A 23,094-nucleotide genomic window follows, 5' to 3' on the forward strand; every position below is an offset into this window, starting at 1 on the left:
ACGTTAGGTTGCTAGAAAACCTGACGTGAAACATTCATATGTTCAACGTCAATCAAGATTTGGTAACTTTGTCTTATAAAGTTACAAGCTAAATTAAACTGAAGAGTTTGATCATGGCTCAGATTGAACGCTGGCGGCATGCCTAACACATGCAAGTCGAACGATGACGAAACAGCTTGCTGTTTCTGATTAGTGGCGGACGGGTGAGTAATGTATAGGGATCTGCCTGACAGTGGGGGACAACAGCCGGAAACGGCTGCTAATACCGCATACGCTCTACGGAGGAAAGTGGGGGACCTTTCGGGGCCTCACGCTGACAGATGAACCTATATCAGATTAGCTAGTTGGTGGGGTAATGGCTTACCAAGGCGACGATCTGTAGCTGGTCTGAGAGGATGATCAGCCACACTGGGACTGAGACACGGCCCAGACTCCTACGGGAGGCAGCAGTGGGGAATATTGGACAATGGGGGCAACCCTGATCCAGCAATGCCGCGTGTGTGAAGAAGGCCTTCGGGTTGTAAAGCACTTTCAATAGGGAGGAAAAGTTATGCGTTAATAGCGTATAGCCGTGACGTTACCTATAGAAGAAGCACCGGCTAACTCCGTGCCAGCAGCCGCGGTAATACGGAGGGTGCAAGCGTTAATCGGAATTACTGGGCGTAAAGCGCGCGTAGGCGGTTTATTAAGTCAGATGTGAAAGCCCCGGGCTCAACCTGGGAATTGCATTTGAGACTGGTAGGCTAGAGTGTGGTAGAGGTGAGTGGAATTTCAGGTGTAGCGGTGAAATGCGTAGAGATCTGAAGGAACATCAGTGGCGAAGGCGACTCACTGGGCCATTACTGACGCTGAGGTGCGAAAGCGTGGGTAGCAAACAGGATTAGATACCCTGGTAGTCCACGCCCTAAACGATGTCAACTAGGTGTATGGAGAATTTATTCTTTGTGTATCGAAGCTAACGCGATAAGTTGACCGCCTGGGGAGTACGGTCGCAAGACTAAAACTCAAATGAATTGACGGGGGCCCGCACAAGCGGTGGAGCATGTGGTTTAATTCGATGCAACGCGAAGAACCTTACCTGGCCTTGACATGTACGGAAGATAGAAGAGATTTTATTGTGCCTTCGGGAACCGTAACACAGGTGCTGCATGGCTGTCGTCAGCTCGTGTCGTGAGATGTTGGGTTAAGTCCCGCAACGAGCGCAACCCCTGTCCTTAGTTGCCATCATTAAGTTGGGCACTCTAAGGAGACTGCCGGTGACAAACCGGAGGAAGGTGGGGATGACGTCAAGTCATCATGGCCCTTATGGCCAGGGCTACACACGTGCTACAATGGCAAGTACAAAGGGTTGCTAACTCGCGAGAGTGTGCTAATCCCATAAAGCTTGTCGTAGTCCGGATCGCAGTCTGCAACTCGACTGCGTGAAGTCGGAATCGCTAGTAATCGCGGATCAGAATGCCGCGGTGAATACGTTCCCGGGCCTTGTACACACCGCCCGTCACACCATGGGAGTTGGCTGCAAAAGAAGTAGGTAGACTAACCTTCGGGAGGTCGCTTACCACTTTGTGGTCAATGACTGGGGTGAAGTCGTAACAAGGTAGCCCTAGGGGAACCTGGGGCTGGATCACCTCCTTTCATAAAGGTGACCGGCGTAAGTGCCTACACAAATTACTTGATACTGCACAGAAGAGATATCTGGGTCTGTAGCTCAGTTGGTTAGAGCGCACCCCTGATAAGGGTGAGGTCGGAAGTTCAAATCTTCCCAGACCCACCACTTTTCCTCACTTTGAATTTTCTAGCTGGCTTACGTGTTAACACGCTTCGCCAACGACAAAATCCAAATTGAGAAAAAGCCCTTGATACAGGGGTAACGTGGTACCCATGGAAGTTCCTATTTGGGGCTATAGCTCAGCTGGGAGAGCGCCTGCCTTGCACGCAGGAGGTCCGCGGTTCGATCCCGCGTAGCTCCACCAATATCTTTTCTGGTAGAAAGCACTTTTGAGTTACCTTGCTGAGGTAGTTGAAAAGTGTTTTTTTACACTGCTCTTTAACAAAACGGAAAAAAGTAACAAGGCAGAATGAAATACTGTAGTGATACAGCGTGACATTCTAAGTAAAGAAAAACTTATGTCGTAATATGTAACGAACATATGATCCCGAAGATGATTTGGGGTTATATGGTCAAGTGAATAAGCGCACATGGTGGATGCCTTGGCGATAAGAGGCGATGAAGGACGTAGAAATCTGCGATAAGCGTAGGCGAGTTGATAAACGAGCTATGACCCTACGATTTCCGAATGGGGAAACCCACTTACCTTTGGTAAGTATCAATAAGTGAATACATAGCTTATTGAGGCGAACCCGGTGAACTGAAACATCTAAGTAACCGGAGGAAAAGAAATCAACCGAGATTTCGCTAGTAGCGGCGAGCGAACGCGAAACAGCCTGCAAGTGATATTTAACGTTTTAGTGGAATGGTCTGGAAAGGCCTGCGATAGAGGGTGATAGTCCCGTACACGAAAAAGCGTTATTGGTACTAGGCTTGCGACAAGTAGGGCGGGGCACGAGAAACCTTGTCTGAACATGGGGGGACCATCCTCCAAGGCTAAATACTCCTTATCGACCGATAGTGAACCAGTACCGTGAGGGAAAGGCGAAAAGAACCCCGTTGAGGGGAGTGAAATAGAACCTGAAACCGTGTGCGTACAAGCAGTAGGAGCAGACTTGTTCTGTGACTGCGTACCTTTTGTATAATGGGTCAGCGACTTAATTTATGTAGCGAGCTTAACCGAATAGGGGAGGCGCAGGGAAACCGAGTCTTAATAGGGCGACTAGTTGCATGGATTAGACCCGAAACCTGGCGATCTATCCATGGTCAGGGTGAAGGTGAGGTAACACTTACTGGAGGCCCGAACTCACGTATGTTGAAAAATGCGGAGATGAACTGTGGATCGGAGTGAAAGGCTAATCAAGCCAGGAGATAGCTGGTTCTCCTCGAAAGCTATTTAGGTAGCGCCTCGTATCTCACTCTCGGGGGTAGAGCACTGTTTGGGCTAGGGGGTCATCCCGACTTACCAAACCCATGCAAACTCCGAATACCGAGAAGTGCAATTACGGGAGACACACGGCGGGTGATAACGTCCGTCGTGGAAAGGGAAACAACCCAGACCATCAGCTAAGGTCCCAAAATTATGGCTCAGTGGAAAACGATGTGGGAAGGCCCAGACAGCTAGGAGGTTGGCTTAGAAGCAGCCATCCTTTAAAGAAAGCGTAATAGCTCACTAGTCGAGTCGGCCTGCGCGGAAGATGTACCGGGGCTTAAGCCATATACCGAAGCTATGGATGCGTGTTTACACGCATGGTAGAGGAGCGTTGTGTAAGTCTGTGAAGGTGTCCTGAGAGGGGTGCTGGAGATATCACAAGTGCGAATGCTGACATGAGTAACGATAAAGGGGGTGAGAGGCCCCCTCGCCGAAAATCCAAGGTTTCCTGCTCAACGCTAATCGGAGCAGGGTGAGTCGGCCCCTAAGGCGAGGCAGAAATGCGTAGTCGATGGGAAACAGGTTAATATTCCTGTACTTGTTATTACTGCGATGGGATGACGGAGAAGGTTAGATCAGCCAACTGTTGGATATGTTGGTTTAAGTGTGTAGACGTGTTGAGTAGGCAAATCCGCTTGACTTAGTTGAGACATGATGACGAGCTTCAATAGAAGCGAAGTGATTGATACCCGGCTTCCAGGAAAAGTCTCTAAGCTTCAGGTAATAACGAACCGTACCCCAAACCGACACAGGTGGATGGGATGAGAATTCTAAGGCGCTTGAGAGAACTCTGGTGAAGGAACTAGGCAAAATAGCACCGTAACTTCGGGAGAAGGTGTGCCCCTGTTAGGTGAAGCGACTTGCTCGTGGAGCTGAAAGGGGTTGCAATGACCAGGTGGCTGCGACTGTTTATTAAAAACACAGCACTCTGCAAACTCGAAAGAGGACGTATAGGGTGTGACGCCTGCCCGGTGCTGGAAGGTTAATTGATGATGTTATCTTCGGAGAAGCATTTGATCGAAGCCCCAGTAAACGGCGGCCGTAACTATAACGGTCCTAAGGTAGCGAAATTCCTTGTCGGGTAAGTTCCGACCTGCACGAATGGCGTAACGATGGCCACACTGTCTCCACCAGAGACTCAGTGAAATTGAAATTGCGGTTAAGATGCCGTATACCCGCGGCTAGACGGAAAGACCCCGTGAACCTTTACTACAGCTTTGCACTGAACTTTGAACCTACTTGTGTAGGATAGGTGGGAGACGTTGAAGCACAGTCGTTAGATTGTGTGGAGTCACCCTTGAAATACCACCCTGGTATGTTTGGAGTTCTAACCTCGGCCCATTATCTGGGCTAGGGACAGTGTATGGTGGGTAGTTTGACTGGGGCGGTCTCCTCCCAAATTGTAACGGAGGAGCACGAAGGTACACTAAGTATGGTCGGACATCATACGGTTAGTGCAATGGCAAAAGTGTGCTTGACTGCGAGACAGACACGTCGAGCAGGTACGAAAGTAGGTCATAGTGATCCGGTGGTTCTGTATGGAAGGGCCATCGCTCAACGGATAAAAGGTACTCCGGGGATAACAGGCTGATACCGCCCAAGAGTTCACATCGACGGCGGTGTTTGGCACCTCGATGTCGGCTCATCACATCCTGGGGCTGTAGCCGGTCCCAAGGGTATGGCTGTTCGCCATTTAAAGTGGTACGCGAGCTGGGTTTAGAACGTCGTGAGACAGTTCGGTCCCTATCTGCCGTGGGCGTTTGAGAATTGAGAGGAGCTGCTCCTAGTACGAGAGGACCGGAGTGGACGAACCCCTGGTGTTCGGGTTGTCATGCCAATGGCATTGCCCGGTAGCTATGTTCGGACGGGATAACCGCTGAAAGCATCTAAGCGGGAAGCCCCCCTCAAGATAAGTTCTCACAGAGCTTTAAGCTCCTGAAGGGCCGTGGAAGACTACCACGTTGATAGGCTGGGTGTGGAAGTGCAGTAATGCATGTAGCTAACCAGTACTAATTGCCCGTGAGGCTTGACCATATAACCCCAAGTTACACTTGGGGAGCGACATAGGCGCTTCACCTTGTTACGATTTTCCGAATTAGCTAGTGAACGCTAGTAACCAGTTATGCCTGGCGGCCATAGCGAGTTGGTCCCACCTGATCCCATACCGAACTCAGAAGTGAAACAGCTTAGCGCCGATGATAGTGTGGGAGTTCCCATGTGAAAGTAGGTCACTGCCAGGCTTTAATACAATAGAAAAGCCCGTCTCGAAAGAGTCGGGCTTTTTTATTGTCTAATAGTTTTGTAATGCACTCACCTGAGTATGGCAACACCCCATGTGACAAAAACGCCGGGAGCGTTTTTGAATGAGCGAAGCGAGCCCGAAGGGGTAGCCACAGGGATGTGGCTGATAAAGTAGGTCAACGATAACGGCTCCTGAATTATAGGCATACGATGAACAGGGATTGTTCAAGTGTTACGTTAGCAGGATAGCGGTAGCCACCATACATCCATGTAAATAACTGCCAGGCTTTAATACTAAGAAGATACCCGGTCCTCATTGAGGTCCGGGTATTTTTTTGTCTTGAGGTGTGGGATTGTGCTGTCTTGAAGCGGGATGTCCCCATGTGACATTATCGTCGGGAGCGATAATGGACGCTGATACGCGCCCGAAGGGCTGGGCACAGGAAGTGCCCAGTCAAACTAGGTCGAAACATAAACCAGCCTGTATGCGGGTGACTTTTTTTATACCTGATGTTTAGACCGTGACCTGCTTGAACGAAGTGACAATATCGCCTGAACAAGCCATGTTCCGGACATGGCATTGCATACACGCCATCCATGGAGATAAACGATATTGCATGAGCGAAGCGAGCCCGAAGGGGCAGCCACAGGGATGTGGCTGATAAAATAGGTCACTGCCAGGCTTTAATACTAAGAAGATACCCGGTTCTCATTGAGGCCAGGGTATTTTTTTATCTTGAGGGTTGGCAGTTTACTATCTTGAAGCGGGATGTCCCCATATGACATTATCGCCGGGAGCGCTAATGGACCGCCGGAGGCGAGATGCAGGGAGGCATCTCATCAAAGCATCTCAACGATAACGGCGGATGCGTTATAGCCATGCGTGATATCCCTGTCAGTAATTGCCAGGCCTTAATATAAAAAAAGGCCACCACAAAAGGATGGCCTTTTCTTATCAAACGTCACGTTAGCTGCATAGCTATCCATTGTTCAATGGACTTAACGAATTTCTTAGCCGCTCCCAACTTAGATGGTCTCTATAGAGCTAATTGTTAATGCGTCGGTACTGAATTAGCTTATTCACCAAATGGTGAAGCCACATCTTGTCCCATACGAATAGCGAAGATCTTACGAATGGTTTCTTCTGTTTTCCATTGTCCTTTAAAGCCTGCTTCAACTAAAAAGCTATCGCCGGCGACATAGGTTTTAGACTCACCGTTCTCATCGGTTAATGTGGCTTTACCTTCGAAAATATGTACCATTTCATCTGCGTTATAGGTAACTTGATATGTGCCGGGAGTGGCTTCCCAAAAACCAGTTAGGAACTTGCCATCTTCAGGCACGTGCTCGAGCCAAGTAGTCATCGACGGACTACCTGCTACCGGAACCCAACCAGCAAGATCATCTGTAATTGGCGTGGTGTTTTTAGTATCAAACTTTCCAAAAGAAATGGTTTTCATAATTAGCTCCAGACTACATCTTAAAGCTCTTACTTTGTCAGTAATGTGTGGTGAAAACAATGAGTCTTAGGGAGTATTGATTTTGCTTATTATGCACCAAAAGTAGTATTTACTTGTCCAGATCTATCGCTCTATACCGTGAAAATAAAAGTGGTTGTATCTTGTTTATCATGTAGGACATAAATTTTCTTAGGTTCAGAAGTGTGATTGATATGACCACTCAGTGTAAATTGCTGCATATTGACGTCGTCACATGAGTGTATAGCTTGTTTGATCGCCAGTGTGGTCGCTTCATCAAATAAGTCAGATAGCTGCTTGGGAGCAGTATGATAGCTATCATTATCTGTAAAAAAGTCATTATGCCGAATGATCTGTAGATCATTATCGAGCTTGATCACACCAAATAAGGCTTGATTAAATACCGACTGCCATTGCTCAAGCTCTTTACGTAGAGCGCGTTCAGTTTGCTTAATTTCGCTAATATCTTGGTTAACTTCTATAGCGCCTATAATCTTTGCATCATTATCATAGAGGGGGGTAGCGTACATAATGATTGTTCTGAGTTCACCATCAAATGCTTCAATGTTGACGACTTCAGCCGTACTTGTTTCGCCAGCACTTACCGCTCTGGCTAAAGTCCAGCCTTCGGGACCCACTTCTTTACCCGTTTTATCCCACCAACCTTTATATTCGCCATATTGATCTAGGCCGACATACTTGGCACCGCCCCAGATTCGTTTGACTTCTTGGTTGGCTAAACAAATCTTACCCTTATCATCCGCTGCCCAGAGACCAACAGGGACAGTTTCAATGATCTTTCGCATCATATGTTCACTACGTTGCAGCGCTTGCTCTGCTTTTTTTCTGTCTGTTATTTCGCTACTAATTCCAATCACTTTGAGAGGACGTTTAGCCGCATCGAATATGATCTTGCCACGCGATGTGAACCAACGCTGGTCAGAGTCTTTACCCTCTATTTTAAAGTCCCATATATGCGGTTCTTTAGCGTTAAATAAGTCGAGTATGGCGCCCAAATCATAGTGTTCGAATGGCAACATCTGAGCACGAAGACGTTCTGGTTCTGTACCAAATACATTAACGGCGTTGTCAGAGTGAGAGAGCGTGCCGGTGAGTACATTCCATTCCCAGTTAACAATTTCAGCCATTTCCAAGGCTGATTTCATTCGCGCTTCATTATCAAGAATCTGATTAAGATACTCGCGTCGCATATCTGTCATGGTTTCGGATTTGTCTGATGTAACGTTCTGCAGGCTCTCGATAGCTTCATCGCCGTAGCGTAACCAGACCCAGTTGACCTCCAGAAAGTCAGCCAATGTTCTCAGGTTGTCGTATTCAATTTCACCGTTTTTAGTCCAGCGATTGACGGATGGGACTGACGTGCCGACCGCTGCAGCCACTTGGGCCTGAGTCAGGTGCTTTTGTTTTAGCAGCTGTTTTAGCCGATCTCCAAAGCCGTTTTGTTTCATAACTTTACTCAAATTTACGCGCAAACCAGTCGTTTTATACGACAGTTAGTTGGCAGTTAATCAAAAAAGAATCTTATCACGAAGCCTGCCGTATCCAGTTATAACACAATAATGTTACATAATAAGTAATAAATTACTTGACACGTAAATTCGGCAAGAATATAACTATTTCCGTGTTCATATAAGGCACCTTTGTTTCCTTTAATGAATTTTAGGCGGATGCAAAGTTGTTCAAGCTATTGAATACAAATCTATTTAACTAGAGTTACGGAGTTTCAAGATGAAAACGTTTCAAGTAGTAACATCTGCAATCTTTGCAGCAACAGTAACAGCCACCACGTTAGTTATGGCTCACGGAGTTGAAGTACCTGTCGGTAGCAAAAACCTGAAGTACTTTGAAGATGCGCAATCTATGCCGATTGCTTCTATGAATGAGCCAGGCGTGAATGCCTATTTTGAAGATATTGTCGGTTCCGGTGATCCGAAAGCGCCGATTTCATGTGGTTTATTCAAAATCGAAAAAGGCAATCCGCTGGTGTACACCTACGATTATGACGATCACAAAATCGTTTTAGAGGGTCATATCTACTTTTCTGATGGTGAGCAAAAAGTCAAAGGTGAGAAAGGTGATGTGTTGTTCTTTCCTAAGGGCTCAACAATCACGTTTTCTACAGACGACTCCGGTCTGGCATATGCCTGTGGCCAACGTAAGTTGTTTTAACGAATACATGGAATCTTGAACTTAGGTTCAAGGGTAATACAAAAATTATTAGAGGAGAGAGAGATGAAACAATCCTCATTAGCTCGAATGATTCCATTGTGTATCGCAATGACTAGCCCGGTGGCTGTGATGGCTGAGGCGAACCTGACAGATTTAACTGCAGGTGATCCGTTCTATTACACCAGCGACCAATACATTTCGAAAGACAATAAAGAAAAAACGTTATTAGGAATCGGTCGTCCGGGCAAAACCCATTCACAAATACCGCACCTGCCTGTTTATTACGGTTATATGAATACCAACTCAACCTATCGCTTTGTGAATGTGGTTGAGCAGGTTTTCACAATGATCGGCGAGGGTAAACATGGTCTGTGGCGTATTCAGGAAAAAGGCACAGTAAGACAATATTTGAAAAAAGGGGCAAAAGGCCTGCCTGATGGCGCAGATTTAAATGCACCAGAAAATCAGAAAATAATCGAGTCAAATTACAGTGCGTATCTGCCGAATGAAAGTTGGTCCGGCTATAAATATCCCGATCAAAAACTCAATGAAGCAGGTACTTTAAACTTTATCGATTTGCCAATCACGCATGCAACATTTGATGGCAAATATCAGCAGCATGAGCCGATTGATTTGCCGAACTGGTACTGCACTATGTCGGCAAACGATTACCCCTACGCCAAGAAAGCGATGAATTTTGCTTTCAACCAACCCGCTGAGGGTCAGATTGGACCACTGGGTAAACGTGCCGGTTTAGATATTAAAGAAAATTATCGAAAAGTACTGCGTTTGAAATCGTTCCCTGATGCGCGCTCGTGGGTGAATGTGGGTCAGAAAGGTAAGGACGCACTGCATGTGAAATGGGAAGCGGTTGATACCAGTAAAACCCAAGCGGAGTATTACTTAGTTGAGAGACCTTTCTTTAATAAACCCTACCTGTTTGTCACGGCTGTTTATGACAATGTCGACAATGCAGATCATAGCTACGTAAGACCCGATGGTGAATATTATGCTTCTTTGAAAAATAAAGAAGTAAAACTCAAAACAGAGGTCACACAACAACCTCGTTTTCACCTGGAAAAAGGCGGGCAAGCGCGAGCTATTGGTTTACCAATCTATGGTGTACATCATCCGGATCGTCATTCGTTCGGTGGCGGTGGCGCTTGTCCATTAAAAGGTGGTGACTGGGGCCGTTACCCTGACACTTCGGGTGGCTCAGGTTGGCCAACGCAATACGAAGAGGTGACGCCGTTATGTGACTCAGTCTTGGTCGATATCAAGTTTTTCGCAAACTTGGATGGTCGTGACTGGAACGATCCAAACAAGTATCTGGCTAATGCAGGCGTGGGTACAAAACAAGTCACGTATAAAGTGCAGCCCGGTCACTATGGTGTTTTCACCGAACATTACAACACCTCAAATGACATTACCAATGCTGACAGTCAGGAGATCCCGGCGGAATTGACTTTGACTTTTCCTGAGGTCAGCCCCGTTGTGACGTATAACGATCCCCCTGTTTTGGATATGGCTCAAGGAATGGTGCCCTCTGAGTCGACAATGTGTCGTCCCGTTATGCAAGCATCACTTGATGAGGAATTTAAAAAATGAAAACGCAAACATTAACGACATTATCTGCTTTGGTTTTAGGGGCAACGATTGCTTCTTCAGCATGGGCAGATGAAGGGCAAGCAGAAGTCGGTCCGGCGAAGGCGGCTAAAGAGTCGACGCATTTTACTGACTATCTTGATCGCGATACGGTGCTGGGTGGTAAGTTCAGTACGTGGGTTGAGCTTGCCTCAGATTATGTCTTTCGAGGTGAGTCAGAAACCAATGATGGCAAAATTCCATCAATTAAAGCTGCCATTACCTGGACGCATTCTAGTGGTATTTATCTCGGCTATTACGGAGCAAACAATCTATTTCCCGGTGATGATGCAGAAGGTAATAACCCACATATCAATGCCGTTTGGGGGCCATATGTTGGTTATGCAACGAATGACATTGCGGGAACCGGTATTAATTACAACGGCATGTTCTTTCAATATGTCTATCCGGGAGATCGCGATTCTAACTATTTAGAAATGTTTAATTACATTGATAAGCAGTTTGGGCGTTTTAACCTGAAACTAGAATACTCACCCACGATTACAGACTGGTTTGGTGTTGAAGATCTGCAATCTCACAATGTGGCCATTCATCCGAGTTGGTTATTGCCATATGGCTTTACCATATCGGGCGGTGTGGGCTATCAGTTCTTTGATAACAGCGGACCGAGTTTGGACGCGAACGGTGATGGCAAGGAAGATATTGATTGGGTGCACTGGAATGTTGGTTTAAGCCGTAATGTATATGGCTTCAACGTTGATGTGAGATACCACGATACGGATATCAAGAAAGGCGAACATGATTTCTATGGTTTTGATTCGAACCATCAGATTGTTGATGATCGGGTTATGATTGCAGTGTCAAAGTCTTTCTAAATCTCGGTGTTGGCCTTGCATCCATAACCGAGAAGTTTTCAGCAGAAATTGCTTAGCAATTTCATCCTCTCTATTCATCATCGGGGTGTCTCTACCCCGGTGATGTTTTTTTATCTTCGGGCAGCAAGAGTTGCTGACAACGATTCATATACTGTCCCTTTCGAGCACTACGCAGCATAATGCCAAACAAAGTTGTTTTTTTCAGTCTGGGCCGTGTGAGTAGGCTGCGATCAGATTGTTGTCGCAACAAAGCTAACGTTTGAATACCGCCTAACGTCATTGCTCTGATTTCCCAACCTAATCTTCCAGTCAATGACGCGCCAAGCGGATAACCGGCTTGCATCATATCTGCTGTGCGCTGGTATAAGCTGCGAATTAGAGGCGCAATTTTCTCTGAATCTGGCTGGATAAGATCGGACGCCTTTAAGCCTGTAGCAGCTAATTCATTTTGCGGTATGTAAATACGATCTTGTTCGGTGTAATCCTGAACAATATCTTGATAAAAATTAATGAGTTGCAAAGCGCTACAAATGGCATCTGACTGTTGCAGTTGTTGCTGGCTTGGTGAGCCATTCAGATACAGCAGTAATCGGCCCACCGGATTAGCCGAGAAACGACAATAATCTAATACCTCATCAAAATTCGCATAGCGAGATTTCACCACATCTTGTTTAAAGGCGCTAAGCAGATCGTCAAATAAACCGATGGGTAGCTGATGCTGTTGAATCACATCCTGTAAAGCGATAAAAATAGGCGCATTGCCCTGATAATTATCCGCACTGATTTGCTTCAGCGCCGTGCTGTATTGCTCTAACTGCTCTAGTCGAGTCGATTCAGATTCACTGCCTTCATCAGCAAAGTCATCAGCTGTACGCGCAAAGGCATAAATTACGCTGATAGGTTTACGTAAGCGTTTGGGTAAAAGCAACGACGCGACGGGAAAGTTTTCGTAATGAGACTGAGCAAGTTGCTGACAAAAACGATAGGCGTTATCGAGCTCTGATTTAGTGATCATCGTCAGTATTTTGTTGTACCGGTCTGGGTTGCTGTTCTATTGGTGGAAGATCGCTGATTTTATGTTTGCTGCTAATTCCCATTTCGGTAAATTTACGTGCACCGGGCAAGACTTGTCTTTCCAGTGAGCCCACCGCACTATTAAAGTGATTCACGGTACTGCCGAGGCTATTTCCCAACTTACTTAAATGATTACCAAAAGTTGAAAGACGCTTGTATAAAGTCTCACCCAGTTCACGAATGTTTTCAGCATTCTCAGCTAAAGCTTGTTGTTTCCATCCATAAGAGACAGCTCGGAGTAGGGCAATAAAGTTAGTCGGTGTTGCCAGAATAATATTTTGACTCATGCTGTCTTCCAGCAAGGCTGGATCAACTTCGAGGGCGGCTGCCAGAAATTGCTCACCAGGTATAAACAACACTACAAACTCGGGGGAGTTACTGTACTCCGCCCAATAGTTTTTACGGGCCAATTCCTTCACGCGACTACGAATCACTTGTGCATGCCGTTTGAGTTCTTTTTGTCGGGTGCTGTCATCTTTAGCTTGTATGGCAGAAAGGTAGGCGTCTAGCGGCGTTTTAGCATCAACGATGATGTCGCGTTTTTCTGGTAGCTTGACGATCATGTCGGGGCGAATACTGCCGGTTTCAGTATTGGTATGTGTTTGCTCAAAAAAGTCACAGTGCGCAACCATGCCACTGAGTTCTGCCAAGCGACGTAGCGTCATTTCACCCCATTGACCTCGAACTTCCGGTCGACGTAGCGCTTGTACCAGATTCTGAGTTTCCAGCTGCAATTGCTGCTGGCTTTTAGTCATTTGATCGATGGTGCTGCGAAGACTGCCATAGCTCTCTTTTCGGTCTTTCTCGATCTCATGAATTTGTTTGCTGGTTTGCTGTAATGCTTCATTAATGGGCTTCAGCATTTGCTCAATGGCTTTTTCTTTGGTGCCGAGATCGGCTTTAGCTTCACTTTGAAAGCGCTTTAAGTTTTCTTCGGCTAAACGAAGGAAGTTGCTGTTATTCCGGTTTAAGGCTTCATTCGAGAGTTGGTTGAAGGTGTTCGCTAATTGCTCGCGAGTCTGGTCGAGCATAGCATCAAGCTGTTGTTTATTTTTTTGTTCCAATTCCAGTGTTAATGCCAGCTCACTGTTACGTGTTTCAAGCATGCGAATTTTTTTATTTCGTGCAAAAACACCCATCAGGGCGCCAAAAACGATGCCGACAGTGAGTAGAATTAAACTCATTTGGTGTCTGAGAATAAAGTCGATAGCTAAATCCATTGCATAATCTCGCTGGGGTGGTTAATCATCGCATCGGCCTGCCATGTTTCAGGCTTGTCACTCTCACTGATGTAACCGTAGTTAGCGATGATGGTGTGCATGTTTACATTACGACCTGCCGCAATATCTCGCTCGGCATCACCAATATAAAGGCAGTTGTTTGGCTCGACATGTGTTAACTGACAGGCATGTAACATGGGTTCTGGATGTGGTTTGCTGTTTGCTGTGGTGTCGCCACTGACGATGCAGACTGCCCGCTTATCGAGTTTTAGATCGGCCATAAGCGGAAGCGTTAAGAATGCAGGTTTGTTAGTAATCACTCCCCACTGCTTGCCCGTTTTTTCTATGGTATCGAGAATATTTTCCATGCCATCAAACAATGCTGATTGACGAGATAGATTGTCTTGGTAAATCTGAAGAAATCGTTCTTGCAGTGGTTTAAAAGCGTCCATTACTGGCGTAATAGCAAAGCCTAAGCCTAATAAACCTGCACTACCGTGACTGGCAACGGGGCGAATGTTTTCGTAGGGAAGTGGGGGCTTACCTTCCTGCTCAAGTAACTGATTTAAAGCAAATGCCAGATCGGGAGCCGTATCAACTAAGGTACCATCAAGATCGAAGAAAATAACATCATATTTCGCCATATCAGACCTTATGGCAGTGAACGATATAGTTCACTTTGACATCGTCACCAAGGCTAAACTGACGGGTTAACGGGTTATAACTTATTCCGGTGATGTTTTTAACCTGCAACCCTGCTTGACGACACCAGCTGGCTAATTCGGCTGGGCGGATAAAACGTTTATAGTCATGTGTACCTTTGGGAAGCATATTCATGACATATTCGGCACCGACGACAGCTAGTAAGTATGCTTTGGGGTGACGATTCAATGTTGAGAAAAACACATCACCACCGGGTTTAACTAAATCTGCACATGCTTGAATGATAGCGGCAGGATCGGGCACATGTTCCAGCATTTCAAGACAGGTTACGGCATCGAACTCCGCAGTATGTCTGGATGCCATAGTTTCTGCTGTTGATTGCTCGTAATGTATATCAAGTCCCGATTCCATGGCATGAAGTTTGGCAATATCGAGCGGCATTTCTCCCATATCAATACCGGTGACCTTAGCGCCATTTTTTGCCAAGGCTTCAGATAAAATACCGCCGCCACAACCTACATCAATGACGTTTGCATTATCTAGTTTGCAGCGCTGAGCAATATACCCGGTGCGATGTGGGTTAATCTCATGTAGCGGTTTAGATTGGCCCTCTAAATCCCACCAACTTGCTGCTAACGCTTCGAATTTAGCTACTTCATTGGGATCAACATTGTGATCAGTTTGGCTCATGGTTTCTGAGATCCTATTTTGTTTGCCCACTGTTGGGCATCAGCAATAATTTTGGTTTCGTTAAGCGTGGTTAACTGTCTGCTTGTAAGTAATTGCTTACCTGCAACCCACACATCCGTCACCTTATCACGCCCAGTTGCATAGACTAGTTGTGAGACAACATCGAACATGGGCTGACTTTCCAGACTCGACATATCGACAGCAACCAGATCGGCATATTTCCCGACTTCAAGCGAACCAGTCTGCTGTTCCAGGCCCAGTGATTTGGCTGCGTTAATCGTTGCCATCTCAATGGCTTTATGTGCGGGGATGGCGCCAGGGTCTTGGCCGACCGCTTTTGCTAATAATGCTGCTTGCCGCATTTCAGCAAACATATCCAGATCATTGTTGGATGCAGCGCCATCAGTACCGATAGTGATATTGACGCCTTGTTTGTCCAGTTCGTTAACCGGACAAAATCCACTGGCTAGCTTTAAGTTAGACTCTGGGCAATGCGCGATGTGAACACCCGCTTCGGCGCACCACTCGATTTCTTCATGGCTTAGCTGTGTCATATGCACTGCTATCAGGCGTGGTGAGAGCAGACCGATCTGCTTCAAGCGTTCTAATGGGCGCATACTGAAGTCTTCAACACTTTGTGATACTTCAGCAGCGGTTTCATGGATATGCATATGAATAGGCAGATCCATTTCTTCAGCATTCACGATAATTTTTTCTAAGGTCGTATCTGCCACAGTGTAGGGCGCATGTGGAGCATAGGCTGTGGTAATACGTGGGTGATGCCGATAGTGGTCATGCAATTGTTGGCCTTTATGCATGTACTCATCAACATTCGCTGCCCAGTTAGTTGGAAACTCAATGATTACCATGCCCAGACTGGCACGGATGCCACTGCGATCAACGATGCGAGCTGTCGCGTCGGGGAAAAAATACATATCATTGAAACAGGTGGTGCCGCCACGAATCATTTCAGCAATCGCTAAAGCGCTACCCGACTCGACAAAAGAATCACCAACGAACTGCTTTTCGGCAGGCCAGATATGATCATTAAGCCATGTCATCAACGGCAGATCGTCAGCTAAGCCGCGAAACAGCGACATGGCAGTATGTGCGTGATTGTTTATCAGGCCGGGAATCAGACAGTGTTCATTCATGTCGTGAGTGGCAGCAGCGGTATAAAGCTGTGTTGCTTGTTGCTGAGGGAGAAGCGCTACAATACGGCTATCTTTTACAATAACAGCATGGTTTTCCAAAACCTGCTGCGAAGCCGTTACAGGCACTATCCAGCGTGCATTTATAATCAAGTCGACAGTTTGCATGTTGCCGATTATACCGTTGGCGTTAGTGAAAAACCTACTCTGCACGAGCAGTGATTCAAAAAAATGTGTTTAGACATATGATTAAATGCGTACAGGAGCATAGATTGGCTACAAAAACCAAGACAATAGAGCCGATTATCTGGCGGGAAAATAGTTTATTTTTGCTAGATCAGAGAGTGTTACCGCATCAACAACGCTGGCTTGAGTTTAACGATTCAAGCGCCGTAGCGGAAGCGATTAAAACCATGGTTGTCAGAGGGGCTCCTGCAATCGGTGTGACTGCTGCTTATGGCGTTGTCTTGGCTGCAAGGCAAGCATGGGATATGGCAGCTGTAAATTGGAAAGAGGCCCTCACTGCATCGCTTGATGAACTGGCTGACTCGCGGCCGACAGCCGTTAATCTGTTTTGGGCAATTCAGCAGATGCAGCGTGTTATGGATGAATTGGCCAGTGACCAATCGCCAGAGCATCACTTATTGGAAGCTGCCCAACTCATTCATCGGCAAGATGTAGAAGCAAATAAAAAGTTGGGTCAATTTGGTGCCGCACTTTTAGATGACAACAGCACCATACTGACTCATTGCAATGCTGGCGCTCTTGCAACAGCCGGCTTTGGCACAGCCTTAGGCGTTATTCGCCAAGGCTTTTCAGATAATAAAGTGACGCATGTCTATGTCAATGAAACACGGCCTTGGTTACAAGGCAGTCGCTTAACAGCCTGGGAGTTAATGCAGGAAGGTATACCCATGACTTTGCAGTCTGATTCTGCGGCGGGCTTGTTAATGGCCTCAGGCAAACTAGATTGGATCATTGTCGGCGCCGATCGGATTGCAGCAAATGGTGATACCGCCAATAAAATTGGTACTTATACCTTGGCAGTGTTGGCAAAATATCATGGAGTGAAAGTGATGGTGGCAGCCCCGGTTTCAACCATTGACTGGAATTTAAGCGATGGCAGTGCAATTCCCATTGAACACCGTGACAGCATTGAGGTCACACATTTCAATCAGGAGGCGATTGCGCCACATAATGTGAAGGCTGTGAACCCTGCTTTTGATGTAACCCCTGCGGATTTAATCGACGCCATTGTCACCGAGGCGGGTGTTATCCTGTCGCCAACAGCGCAATTAATGTTGAAGTTAAAGCAAAACTAGGAGGATTTATGACAGAAACGGTACTGATAACAGGCACTAACCGCGGCATCGGTCTTGAGCTTTGCCGACAATTATCGGCAAAAGGCATGCACGTTATTGCGACTTGTCGACAAGCATCGAGCGATCTAAAAGCGCTTCATGTCGAAATTATTGAAGATGTCGAAGTCAGTGAGCCCAAAAGTTTAGCTGTTATGGCAGATAAACTGGCTGGCAGAAATATCGACTGGCTCATCAATAACGCGGGGATTGCTGGTGGTATTGGACTGGGGGATATTGATAATGCCGCGATCGATAGTTTCGTAAAAATGTATCGGGTTAACAGTTTAGGCCCATTACTAACAACACAGGCCTTATTGCCTAACCTGCATCAGGGCAGCAAAGTGGGGATTATCACCAGCAGAATGGGGTCTATAGCTGATAATGATTCTGGCGGTAGTTATGCTTACCGCATGTCAAAATCTGCCGTCAATGCTGCCGGTAAGTCCTTGTCTATTGATTTAAAGCCTCAAGGTATTGCGGTTGCTATTTTGCATCCAGGTTGGGTGCGTACTGATATGACCGGCCATGGCGGCTTGATTGATCCTGATGAATCAGCGTCAGGTTTGATTAAACGTATGGAAGCGTTAACGCTCGAAAATACCGGTGGTTTCTGGCACACCAACGGTGAAGCGTTACCTTGGTAGAAAAACGTGACTCAGATAAGGCGGGTTCTAACCTATTTCAGCAGTTAAAGTCAGACTCGGCATTACCTGAACTTTATTCAGCAGAGCGCATCCCGTCACTGTTTGAAGATAGCACCCATCAGCTTTGGCGCTGCGAGACTGCTGATGGCGATATGATACTAAAACGCTGTCATCGGACTACGGTGGAGCAGTCTCCTATCTGGCAAATGATGCATCAGCTATTTGATGTTTCATTGCCAGATGATTTGGCGCATTTCCATGCTATTCAGGCCATGCTTGAAAAGCAGGGCGTGCTACCCATACCCGAACTGATTGCTTGTGGTGGTGAGGCTGATGATTCAGCCGCTTTTGTGTTAAGCCGTGTCGTTGAAGGCGAAGCAATACAGAAAAAGCACTTAACAGACGATCTAGTGATTCAGTTTGCACGGCAGATAGCGACATTACATCTTAAGCAGCAAACGACTTGGGGAAAACTTTTTCAAGCAGATAAGGTGGCTGAAGATTGGCCCGCCATGTTGTTAAAAACCTTACTTAGGCACAGCAGAAAACTGCGTATCGGTGAGCCATGGTTATATAAGGTAATGACACAGCTTGAGCAGGTCACTCCACGTTATTTTGTACCAATCATGTTAGATAATCGCTGGGATCAGTATTTAATCAATGACAATAAAATCACTGCTTTAGTCGATCTGGATGCCTTCGTTATAGGCCCGCCAGAGTTAGAGTTAGTGTTATTAGAATATCAGCTGGATCAAAAACAGGCTGATGTCTTTGTGCAAGAGTATCAAAAGTATCTAGCTTTTCCTGACATCGCCAGCTATAGACTGAGTTATCGTTTATTACTGTTTTTGATGAATGCCTTGGGTGAGTCAAATCTAGACCGTTGGATGACGTCTCCTCACCGGTGGTGACTGACTAGGTGACGCTTAAGGACTATTTAGTCTCTGTGAAAGGCCATACCAGCGGGAGGTTCTGGCCAGTTTTCTTGTTGTCGGAACGAGTATTGTAGTGCTCTTGAAATCATGTTTCTTAGCGGGATGCCACTGTTCTGCCCAACAATATATAAGGCGGCATCGATGCCGGAAGTGACGCCCGAGGAGGTTATATATTTTCCCTCATCAACAAACCGGGTGTCTTTGATCAGATCGACCGCAGGAAAAAGTTGTGCAAAATCATTGGCAACAAAGAAATGGGTTGTTGCCTTTTTACCATCCAGTGCACCGGTATTAGCCAATAGATAGGCACCTGTGCAAATCGTCACGGTTTTTGTGTTCTGTTGTGCATTCCAGTTTTTGATAAAAGCAGATAAGTCATCATGCTGCATCAGCTCATTAATCACCGGCATGCTGGCACCAGGTAACAGCAAGTAATCGGCTTCAGGCATCTTGCTGATGGCATAATCGGGGACTATCTCCAAGCCATCTTGTTCAGTTCTGATCGGATTCTTATCAAAACCGACGGTAAAAACCTGATAGTGACCCTGGGTGAGTTTCTTGGCTTTGGAAAAGACCTCAATGGGGCCTGCAAAATCCTGCACGACGATATTGTCATAGAGCAAAACAGCAATGCGGACGGCCTGTTGTGATTGTTGAGCGGCCTCAGCAATCGCATTCATTGTCTGCTGATGACTATGTGTTTTTATCATGGTCTGTTCAGCGCTAGACTTTAGACTGACGCATAGGCATAAAGCGAAAAGCAGATGTTTTATCATCGATGTTTATTCAGTTGAATGTGACTTGTTGTCGGTACAAGCGTATCCAGTTCAAAAAACCGGCTGTTGCCAATACGGTATACAGAGTAAATAAAGCCGCCGTGGCATAAAAGCCCGTATCCAGATATAACACAATCGCAGCAGCATCAATCACAACCCAATACAACCAGTTCTGTAGTACTTTTCTAGCCATCAACCAAGTATTAAGCACTGAAAACACAGTGATGCCAGCATCCAGATAAGGCTGTTGAGAAGCATTGTATTGCACTAAGTAATAGCCAACCACGAGTGTTAATACACTGCCGATAGTTAAAAAAGCCAGATTAAACTGCAATGACCAACTGTGGATAGGCAGGTTATTTTCAGCCTGTTTATGGCCTCGCCATAATACGAAGCCATATATGGCCATTCCCATGTAGTAGAAGTTCAGCAAAGCTTGCATCGGTAGCTGGCCTTCCCAGAATAACAGGGTGTAGATCAAGGTACTGACGAATGCCATTGGCCAGCACCATTGTGATTCACGTGCAGCGAAGATGATATAGCCGACACCCAGTAAAGCCGCAAATACTTCCCAACCGGATAAGGACGATAAGCCGTTAATGACGGTATCTAGCATCGATCAATCTTCGACTTCGTAGCGGTCTGTGCCGATCATTTTCAGAACAAAGACGCTATGCGGTAATTGTTCAAATACGGACTCAATTTCTGCGTCCATTGCATCCATCACATCACGGTATTCGCCAAAGATCTGGGTGCTTAGATTGTTACGAGAAATATTGAGTTTTGGATTGTTTTCCAATTTATCGATAAACGCCAGAATCGGCTCAACATATCTTTCGGTTAAAGGATAAAGACTGATATCTACAGAAACGCGCATAAAAACCTCTTAGATAAAAAAGAGGGCGTGTAACGCCCTCAAGCTGTGAATTAGTAGTCGTAGCTGACTGTCATGCCGATAACACGTGGATCGCCATATTGTTTGTAGGTTGTTGGATTATCTTCGTAGTTGGGCGGGGTGTTGTCAAAGAAGAAGCCGCGTGTGTAGTAATCCTTATCAAACAGATTGCGTCCCCATAAGGTGAACTTCCAGTTTTCTTTTTGGTAGGTAGCGCTAGCGTTATAGATAACGTATGAACCGGACTTGGAGCTATGACTATTTGAGAAGTAAAAGTCGTCTTTACCTTCCATATTCGCTCTAACCGTCCACTCGGACGTTAAGTAAATTTCGGTTCCTAACGTGAACTGATAATTAGGGGCATGTGCCTGCCGACGTCCTTCAACATTGATGCTGTCTGGATTTGGGTTGTCGTATTCATCGAACACTGCTCTGAGTAATCCTACCGCACCAAACAGTCGCAAGTCATCATTGATAAGCCAGTCAAAATCCGCTTCTAAACCGTAATTTTTCCCTCGACCAGCATTGATAATAGAGTCTTTAAATTCTCCACCTAGAAGAGCAACAGAGCTCTTAACCTGTGCATCACGACGAATGGAATAGAATGCAGCAATATTTGTGATCAGATCGCCATCAAGCCAGCTGGATTTCAGGCCTGTTTCCATACTCCACATATATTCGGTATCAAACTCCCGTTCATTTTCAGGTAGAGCATCGTTGTTATTTACACCGCCTGACTTGTAACCTCTAGAAAGTGAGGTGTATGCCAAATGGTCGTCATTAAGTTGGTAGTTCAGGCCTAACTTGCCACCAAAAAGACGTTCACTAGTATCTATATTGAGATTGCTAGAGTCTTTGTAATCGGCGTCGAAATACTCAACACGCAAACCAGTGATTAATGTCAGTTTTTCAGTCAGATGAGTATCAAGTTGACCAAATAATGCTGTATTTTCGGTTTCGTAATCATTATCCAAATTGCCAAAGTCTGAGTTTAAGTCTAACTCTTCGTCTTGAGATAAGAAGTAAATGCCCACAGCCCATTCGGTTGTATCACCAAATATCCAGCCATCTTCGTTAGATAGAGCTTTCAATTCCACCGAATAATTTTCACGGTCACGATTAAATTCTTCGAAGGCATTAAATGTGGGTACATTCGACCAATCAGCATCATAGCTATATTTCAGATCTGACTGAACATAGGTAACGTTAGATTGAAGTTGCAAAGCACTGTTAACACGGTAGTCGGTTTTTAATGCGAAGGCATTGGTATTCTGGGCATCTTCGCCGGGCATATCAGATAGGCTATTACGGCTATTATCTAAGGTGAATGCATCGTAGCCATTATCAATATTGATATGTAATAGGTTCAGATCAACGGTCAGGTCAGAATTGACCAGCCATTTGAGGTGGCCCCGTGCAGTGACTTCATCATGGTTTTGTACATTGTCACGTCCTAAATAGTCATTATCCATATAACCGTCGGATTGGTGGCTATACACAGAAAAACGTCCCAATAAGGTGTCTTTGACTAACGGTCCACCCACAGCAATACCGACATTGCGCGTGTTGTACTCAGCGATGCCCGTTTCAAAATGCATATCTAATTCATTTGTGGGCTCGGTGCTTTTCATATTGATGACACCAGCCAACGCATTGGTACCGAATTTTGTTCCTTGAGGTCCACGCAGAATTTCGACTGATTCAATATCGAATAAGGTAGCCGCACCACCGGTACGGCTAAAATCAATACCATCAATCAACAGACCAACAGAAGGATTGATGGGGGCAGAAAACTGGCTGCGCTCACCAATACCACGAATTTGAAAATACTGACCACGGGCCGCGCCGCTGGAAACATTCACGTTGGGGGCCAAATTTAACACATCGTCTAAATGTTGCGCGCCGCGTGACTCAATCACGTCGTTATCTATTTGGGTAAGGCTAACCGGGGTTTCTTGAGCCGTATTAGGTCTAAAGTCAGCACTGACGATCATGGCCGGTAAATCAGCTGGCGTGACTTCAGCTATAGCAGTGACTGAAAAGAGTGCGGTTGTGACAGCAACTGCAAGAGGGGAACGTTTCATATTTATCCTTTTTAGGAGGCAAAAGGACAAGACAACGCCATACAAACTATGAAAAGGAGAAAGTCGGTGTTTTAGCCTGTCCCTACGCCAGTGTTATCTGGATCAGGTTCATCGGGTTCTCTCTTTTTAAAGAGGTATCTCAGGCCTTTGGCCACCCCGAGGCAACATTCC

17 protein-coding genes, 2 tRNA genes, 3 rRNA genes and 1 riboswitch are annotated in these 23,094 nt (G+C 46.0%); of the genes, 11 read left to right on the forward strand and 11 right to left on the reverse strand.

Features of this window, described 5'->3' with window-relative positions:
* Positions 1-95: 95 nt before the first annotated feature.
* The 5 genes from MDMS009_RS12445 to rrf all read left to right on the forward strand — a co-directional run bounded on the left by MDMS009_RS12445 (position 96) and on the right by rrf (position 5,281).
* Positions 96-1,635: ribosomal RNA gene (locus MDMS009_RS12445) — 16S ribosomal RNA — on the forward strand.
* A gap of 62 nt (positions 1,636-1,697) precedes the next feature.
* Positions 1,698-1,774, forward strand: a tRNA-Ile gene (locus MDMS009_RS12450).
* A gap of 123 nt (positions 1,775-1,897) precedes the next feature.
* A tRNA-Ala gene (locus MDMS009_RS12455) sits at positions 1,898-1,973 on the forward strand.
* A gap of 206 nt (positions 1,974-2,179) precedes the next feature.
* Positions 2,180-5,075: ribosomal RNA gene (locus MDMS009_RS12460) — 23S ribosomal RNA — on the forward strand.
* A gap of 91 nt (positions 5,076-5,166) precedes the next feature.
* Positions 5,167-5,281 (forward strand): 5S ribosomal RNA (rrf, locus tag MDMS009_RS12465).
* Together the 16S, 23S and 5S rRNA genes with 2 tRNA genes alongside form the textbook arrangement of a ribosomal RNA operon.
* A 1,077-nt stretch (positions 5,282-6,358) precedes the next feature.
* Here rrf and MDMS009_RS12470 read toward each other — a convergent pair.
* Both MDMS009_RS12470 and MDMS009_RS12475 read right to left on the reverse strand, forming a co-directional pair.
* Positions 6,359-6,742 (reverse strand): cupin domain-containing protein, encoded by a 384-nt coding sequence (locus MDMS009_RS12470; RefSeq protein WP_008291871.1) that lies wholly within the window; start codon positions 6,740-6,742, stop codon positions 6,359-6,361.
* Positions 6,743-6,873: 131 nt separating this feature from the next.
* The gene (locus tag MDMS009_RS12475) at positions 6,874-8,229 is read right to left on the reverse strand and encodes a helix-turn-helix domain-containing protein (RefSeq protein WP_008291900.1); all 1,356 of its coding nucleotides are present in this window, start codon (positions 8,227-8,229) and stop codon (positions 6,874-6,876) included.
* 280 nt (positions 8,230-8,509) lie between these two features.
* On the opposite strand from MDMS009_RS12475, the gene MDMS009_RS12480 reads away from it, so the two are divergent.
* The 3 genes from MDMS009_RS12480 (at position 8,510) to MDMS009_RS12490 (ending at position 11,430) form a co-directional block, all read left to right on the forward strand.
* A complete protein-coding gene (locus tag MDMS009_RS12480; RefSeq protein WP_008291872.1) occupies positions 8,510-8,950 on the forward strand; it encodes a cupin domain-containing protein in 441 nt (146 codons plus the stop codon).
* 63 nt (positions 8,951-9,013) lie between these two features.
* Positions 9,014-10,558, forward strand: a complete 1,545-nt coding sequence (locus tag MDMS009_RS12485; protein ID WP_008291903.1) for a hypothetical protein — start codon at positions 9,014-9,016, stop codon at positions 10,556-10,558.
* Positions 10,555-11,430, forward strand: coding sequence for a TorF family putative porin (locus MDMS009_RS12490; RefSeq protein WP_008291888.1), 876 nt, complete (start codon positions 10,555-10,557; stop codon positions 11,428-11,430). The genes MDMS009_RS12485 and MDMS009_RS12490 overlap by 4 nt, the downstream gene beginning before the upstream one ends.
* Before the next feature lie 91 nt (positions 11,431-11,521).
* Here MDMS009_RS12490 and hpnC read toward each other — a convergent pair whose 3' ends face one another.
* The 5 genes from hpnC to MDMS009_RS12515 are packed head-to-tail and all read right to left on the reverse strand — an operon-like array spanning position 11,522 to position 16,396.
* Entirely contained in the window at positions 11,522-12,445 is a 924-nt protein-coding gene (hpnC, locus tag MDMS009_RS12495) for a squalene synthase HpnC (RefSeq protein ID WP_008291902.1), read from the reverse strand.
* On the reverse strand, positions 12,435-13,724 hold the full coding sequence (rmuC, locus tag MDMS009_RS12500; RefSeq protein ID WP_008291879.1) for a DNA recombination protein RmuC: 1,290 nt from the start codon (positions 13,722-13,724) through the stop codon (positions 12,435-12,437). The genes hpnC and rmuC overlap by 11 nt, the downstream gene beginning before the upstream one ends.
* Entirely contained in the window at positions 13,715-14,368 is a 654-nt protein-coding gene (locus MDMS009_RS12505; RefSeq protein WP_008291893.1) for an HAD family hydrolase, read from the reverse strand. The genes rmuC and MDMS009_RS12505 overlap by 10 nt, the downstream gene beginning before the upstream one ends.
* Position 14,369: 1 nt before the next feature.
* Complete coding sequence (gene ubiG, locus MDMS009_RS12510) at positions 14,370-15,077, reverse strand: bifunctional 2-polyprenyl-6-hydroxyphenol methylase/3-demethylubiquinol 3-O-methyltransferase UbiG (protein ID WP_008291895.1); 708 nt, start codon at positions 15,075-15,077, stop codon at positions 14,370-14,372.
* A complete protein-coding gene (locus MDMS009_RS12515) occupies positions 15,074-16,396 on the reverse strand; it encodes a TRZ/ATZ family hydrolase (protein WP_043888346.1) in 1,323 nt (440 codons plus the stop codon). Before MDMS009_RS12515 ends, ubiG begins: the two co-directional genes overlap by 4 nt.
* Positions 16,397-16,500: 104 nt before the next feature.
* Here MDMS009_RS12515 and mtnA point away from each other — a divergent pair, with 104 nt between their 5' ends.
* The 3 genes from mtnA to MDMS009_RS12530 are packed head-to-tail and all read left to right on the forward strand — an operon-like array spanning position 16,501 to position 19,144.
* A complete protein-coding gene (mtnA, locus tag MDMS009_RS12520; protein ID WP_008291898.1) occupies positions 16,501-17,550 on the forward strand; it encodes an S-methyl-5-thioribose-1-phosphate isomerase in 1,050 nt (349 codons plus the stop codon).
* 8 nt (positions 17,551-17,558) lie between these two features.
* A complete protein-coding gene (locus MDMS009_RS12525; protein ID WP_008291909.1) occupies positions 17,559-18,233 on the forward strand; it encodes an SDR family oxidoreductase in 675 nt (224 codons plus the stop codon).
* Positions 18,227-19,144, forward strand: coding sequence for an aminoglycoside phosphotransferase family protein (locus MDMS009_RS12530; RefSeq protein WP_008291887.1), 918 nt, complete (start codon positions 18,227-18,229; stop codon positions 19,142-19,144). The genes MDMS009_RS12525 and MDMS009_RS12530 overlap by 7 nt, the downstream gene beginning before the upstream one ends.
* A gap of 26 nt (positions 19,145-19,170) precedes the next feature.
* Here MDMS009_RS12530 and MDMS009_RS12535 read toward each other — a convergent pair whose 3' ends face one another.
* The 4 genes from MDMS009_RS12535 to MDMS009_RS12550 all read right to left on the reverse strand — a co-directional run bounded on the left by MDMS009_RS12535 (position 19,171) and on the right by MDMS009_RS12550 (position 22,923).
* The gene (locus tag MDMS009_RS12535; RefSeq protein ID WP_008291881.1) at positions 19,171-19,878 is read right to left on the reverse strand and encodes a DJ-1/PfpI family protein; all 708 of its coding nucleotides are present in this window, start codon (positions 19,876-19,878) and stop codon (positions 19,171-19,173) included.
* Between the two features lie 76 nt (positions 19,879-19,954).
* Positions 19,955-20,560: a nicotinamide riboside transporter PnuC gene (gene pnuC, locus MDMS009_RS12540; RefSeq protein ID WP_008291876.1), complete on the reverse strand. Its 606-nt coding sequence runs from the start codon at positions 20,558-20,560 to the stop codon at positions 19,955-19,957.
* A gap of 3 nt (positions 20,561-20,563) precedes the next feature.
* The gene (locus tag MDMS009_RS12545; protein WP_008291917.1) at positions 20,564-20,821 is read right to left on the reverse strand and encodes a YkoF family thiamine/hydroxymethylpyrimidine-binding protein; all 258 of its coding nucleotides are present in this window, start codon (positions 20,819-20,821) and stop codon (positions 20,564-20,566) included.
* A gap of 50 nt (positions 20,822-20,871) precedes the next feature.
* Positions 20,872-22,923 carry a TonB-dependent receptor gene (locus tag MDMS009_RS12550; protein ID WP_008291875.1) on the reverse strand — a complete coding sequence of 684 codons (2,052 nt, stop codon included), beginning with the start codon at positions 22,921-22,923 and terminating at the stop codon, positions 20,872-20,874.
* A 61-nt stretch (positions 22,924-22,984) separates the two neighbouring features.
* Positions 22,985-23,092, reverse strand: a riboswitch (TPP riboswitch).
* Positions 23,093-23,094: the final 2 nt, after the last annotated feature.

This window comes from Methylophaga thiooxydans DMS010 (assembly GCF_000156355.1).
Taxonomy (GTDB): Bacteria; Pseudomonadota; Gammaproteobacteria; order Nitrosococcales; family Methylophagaceae; genus Methylophaga; species Methylophaga thiooxydans.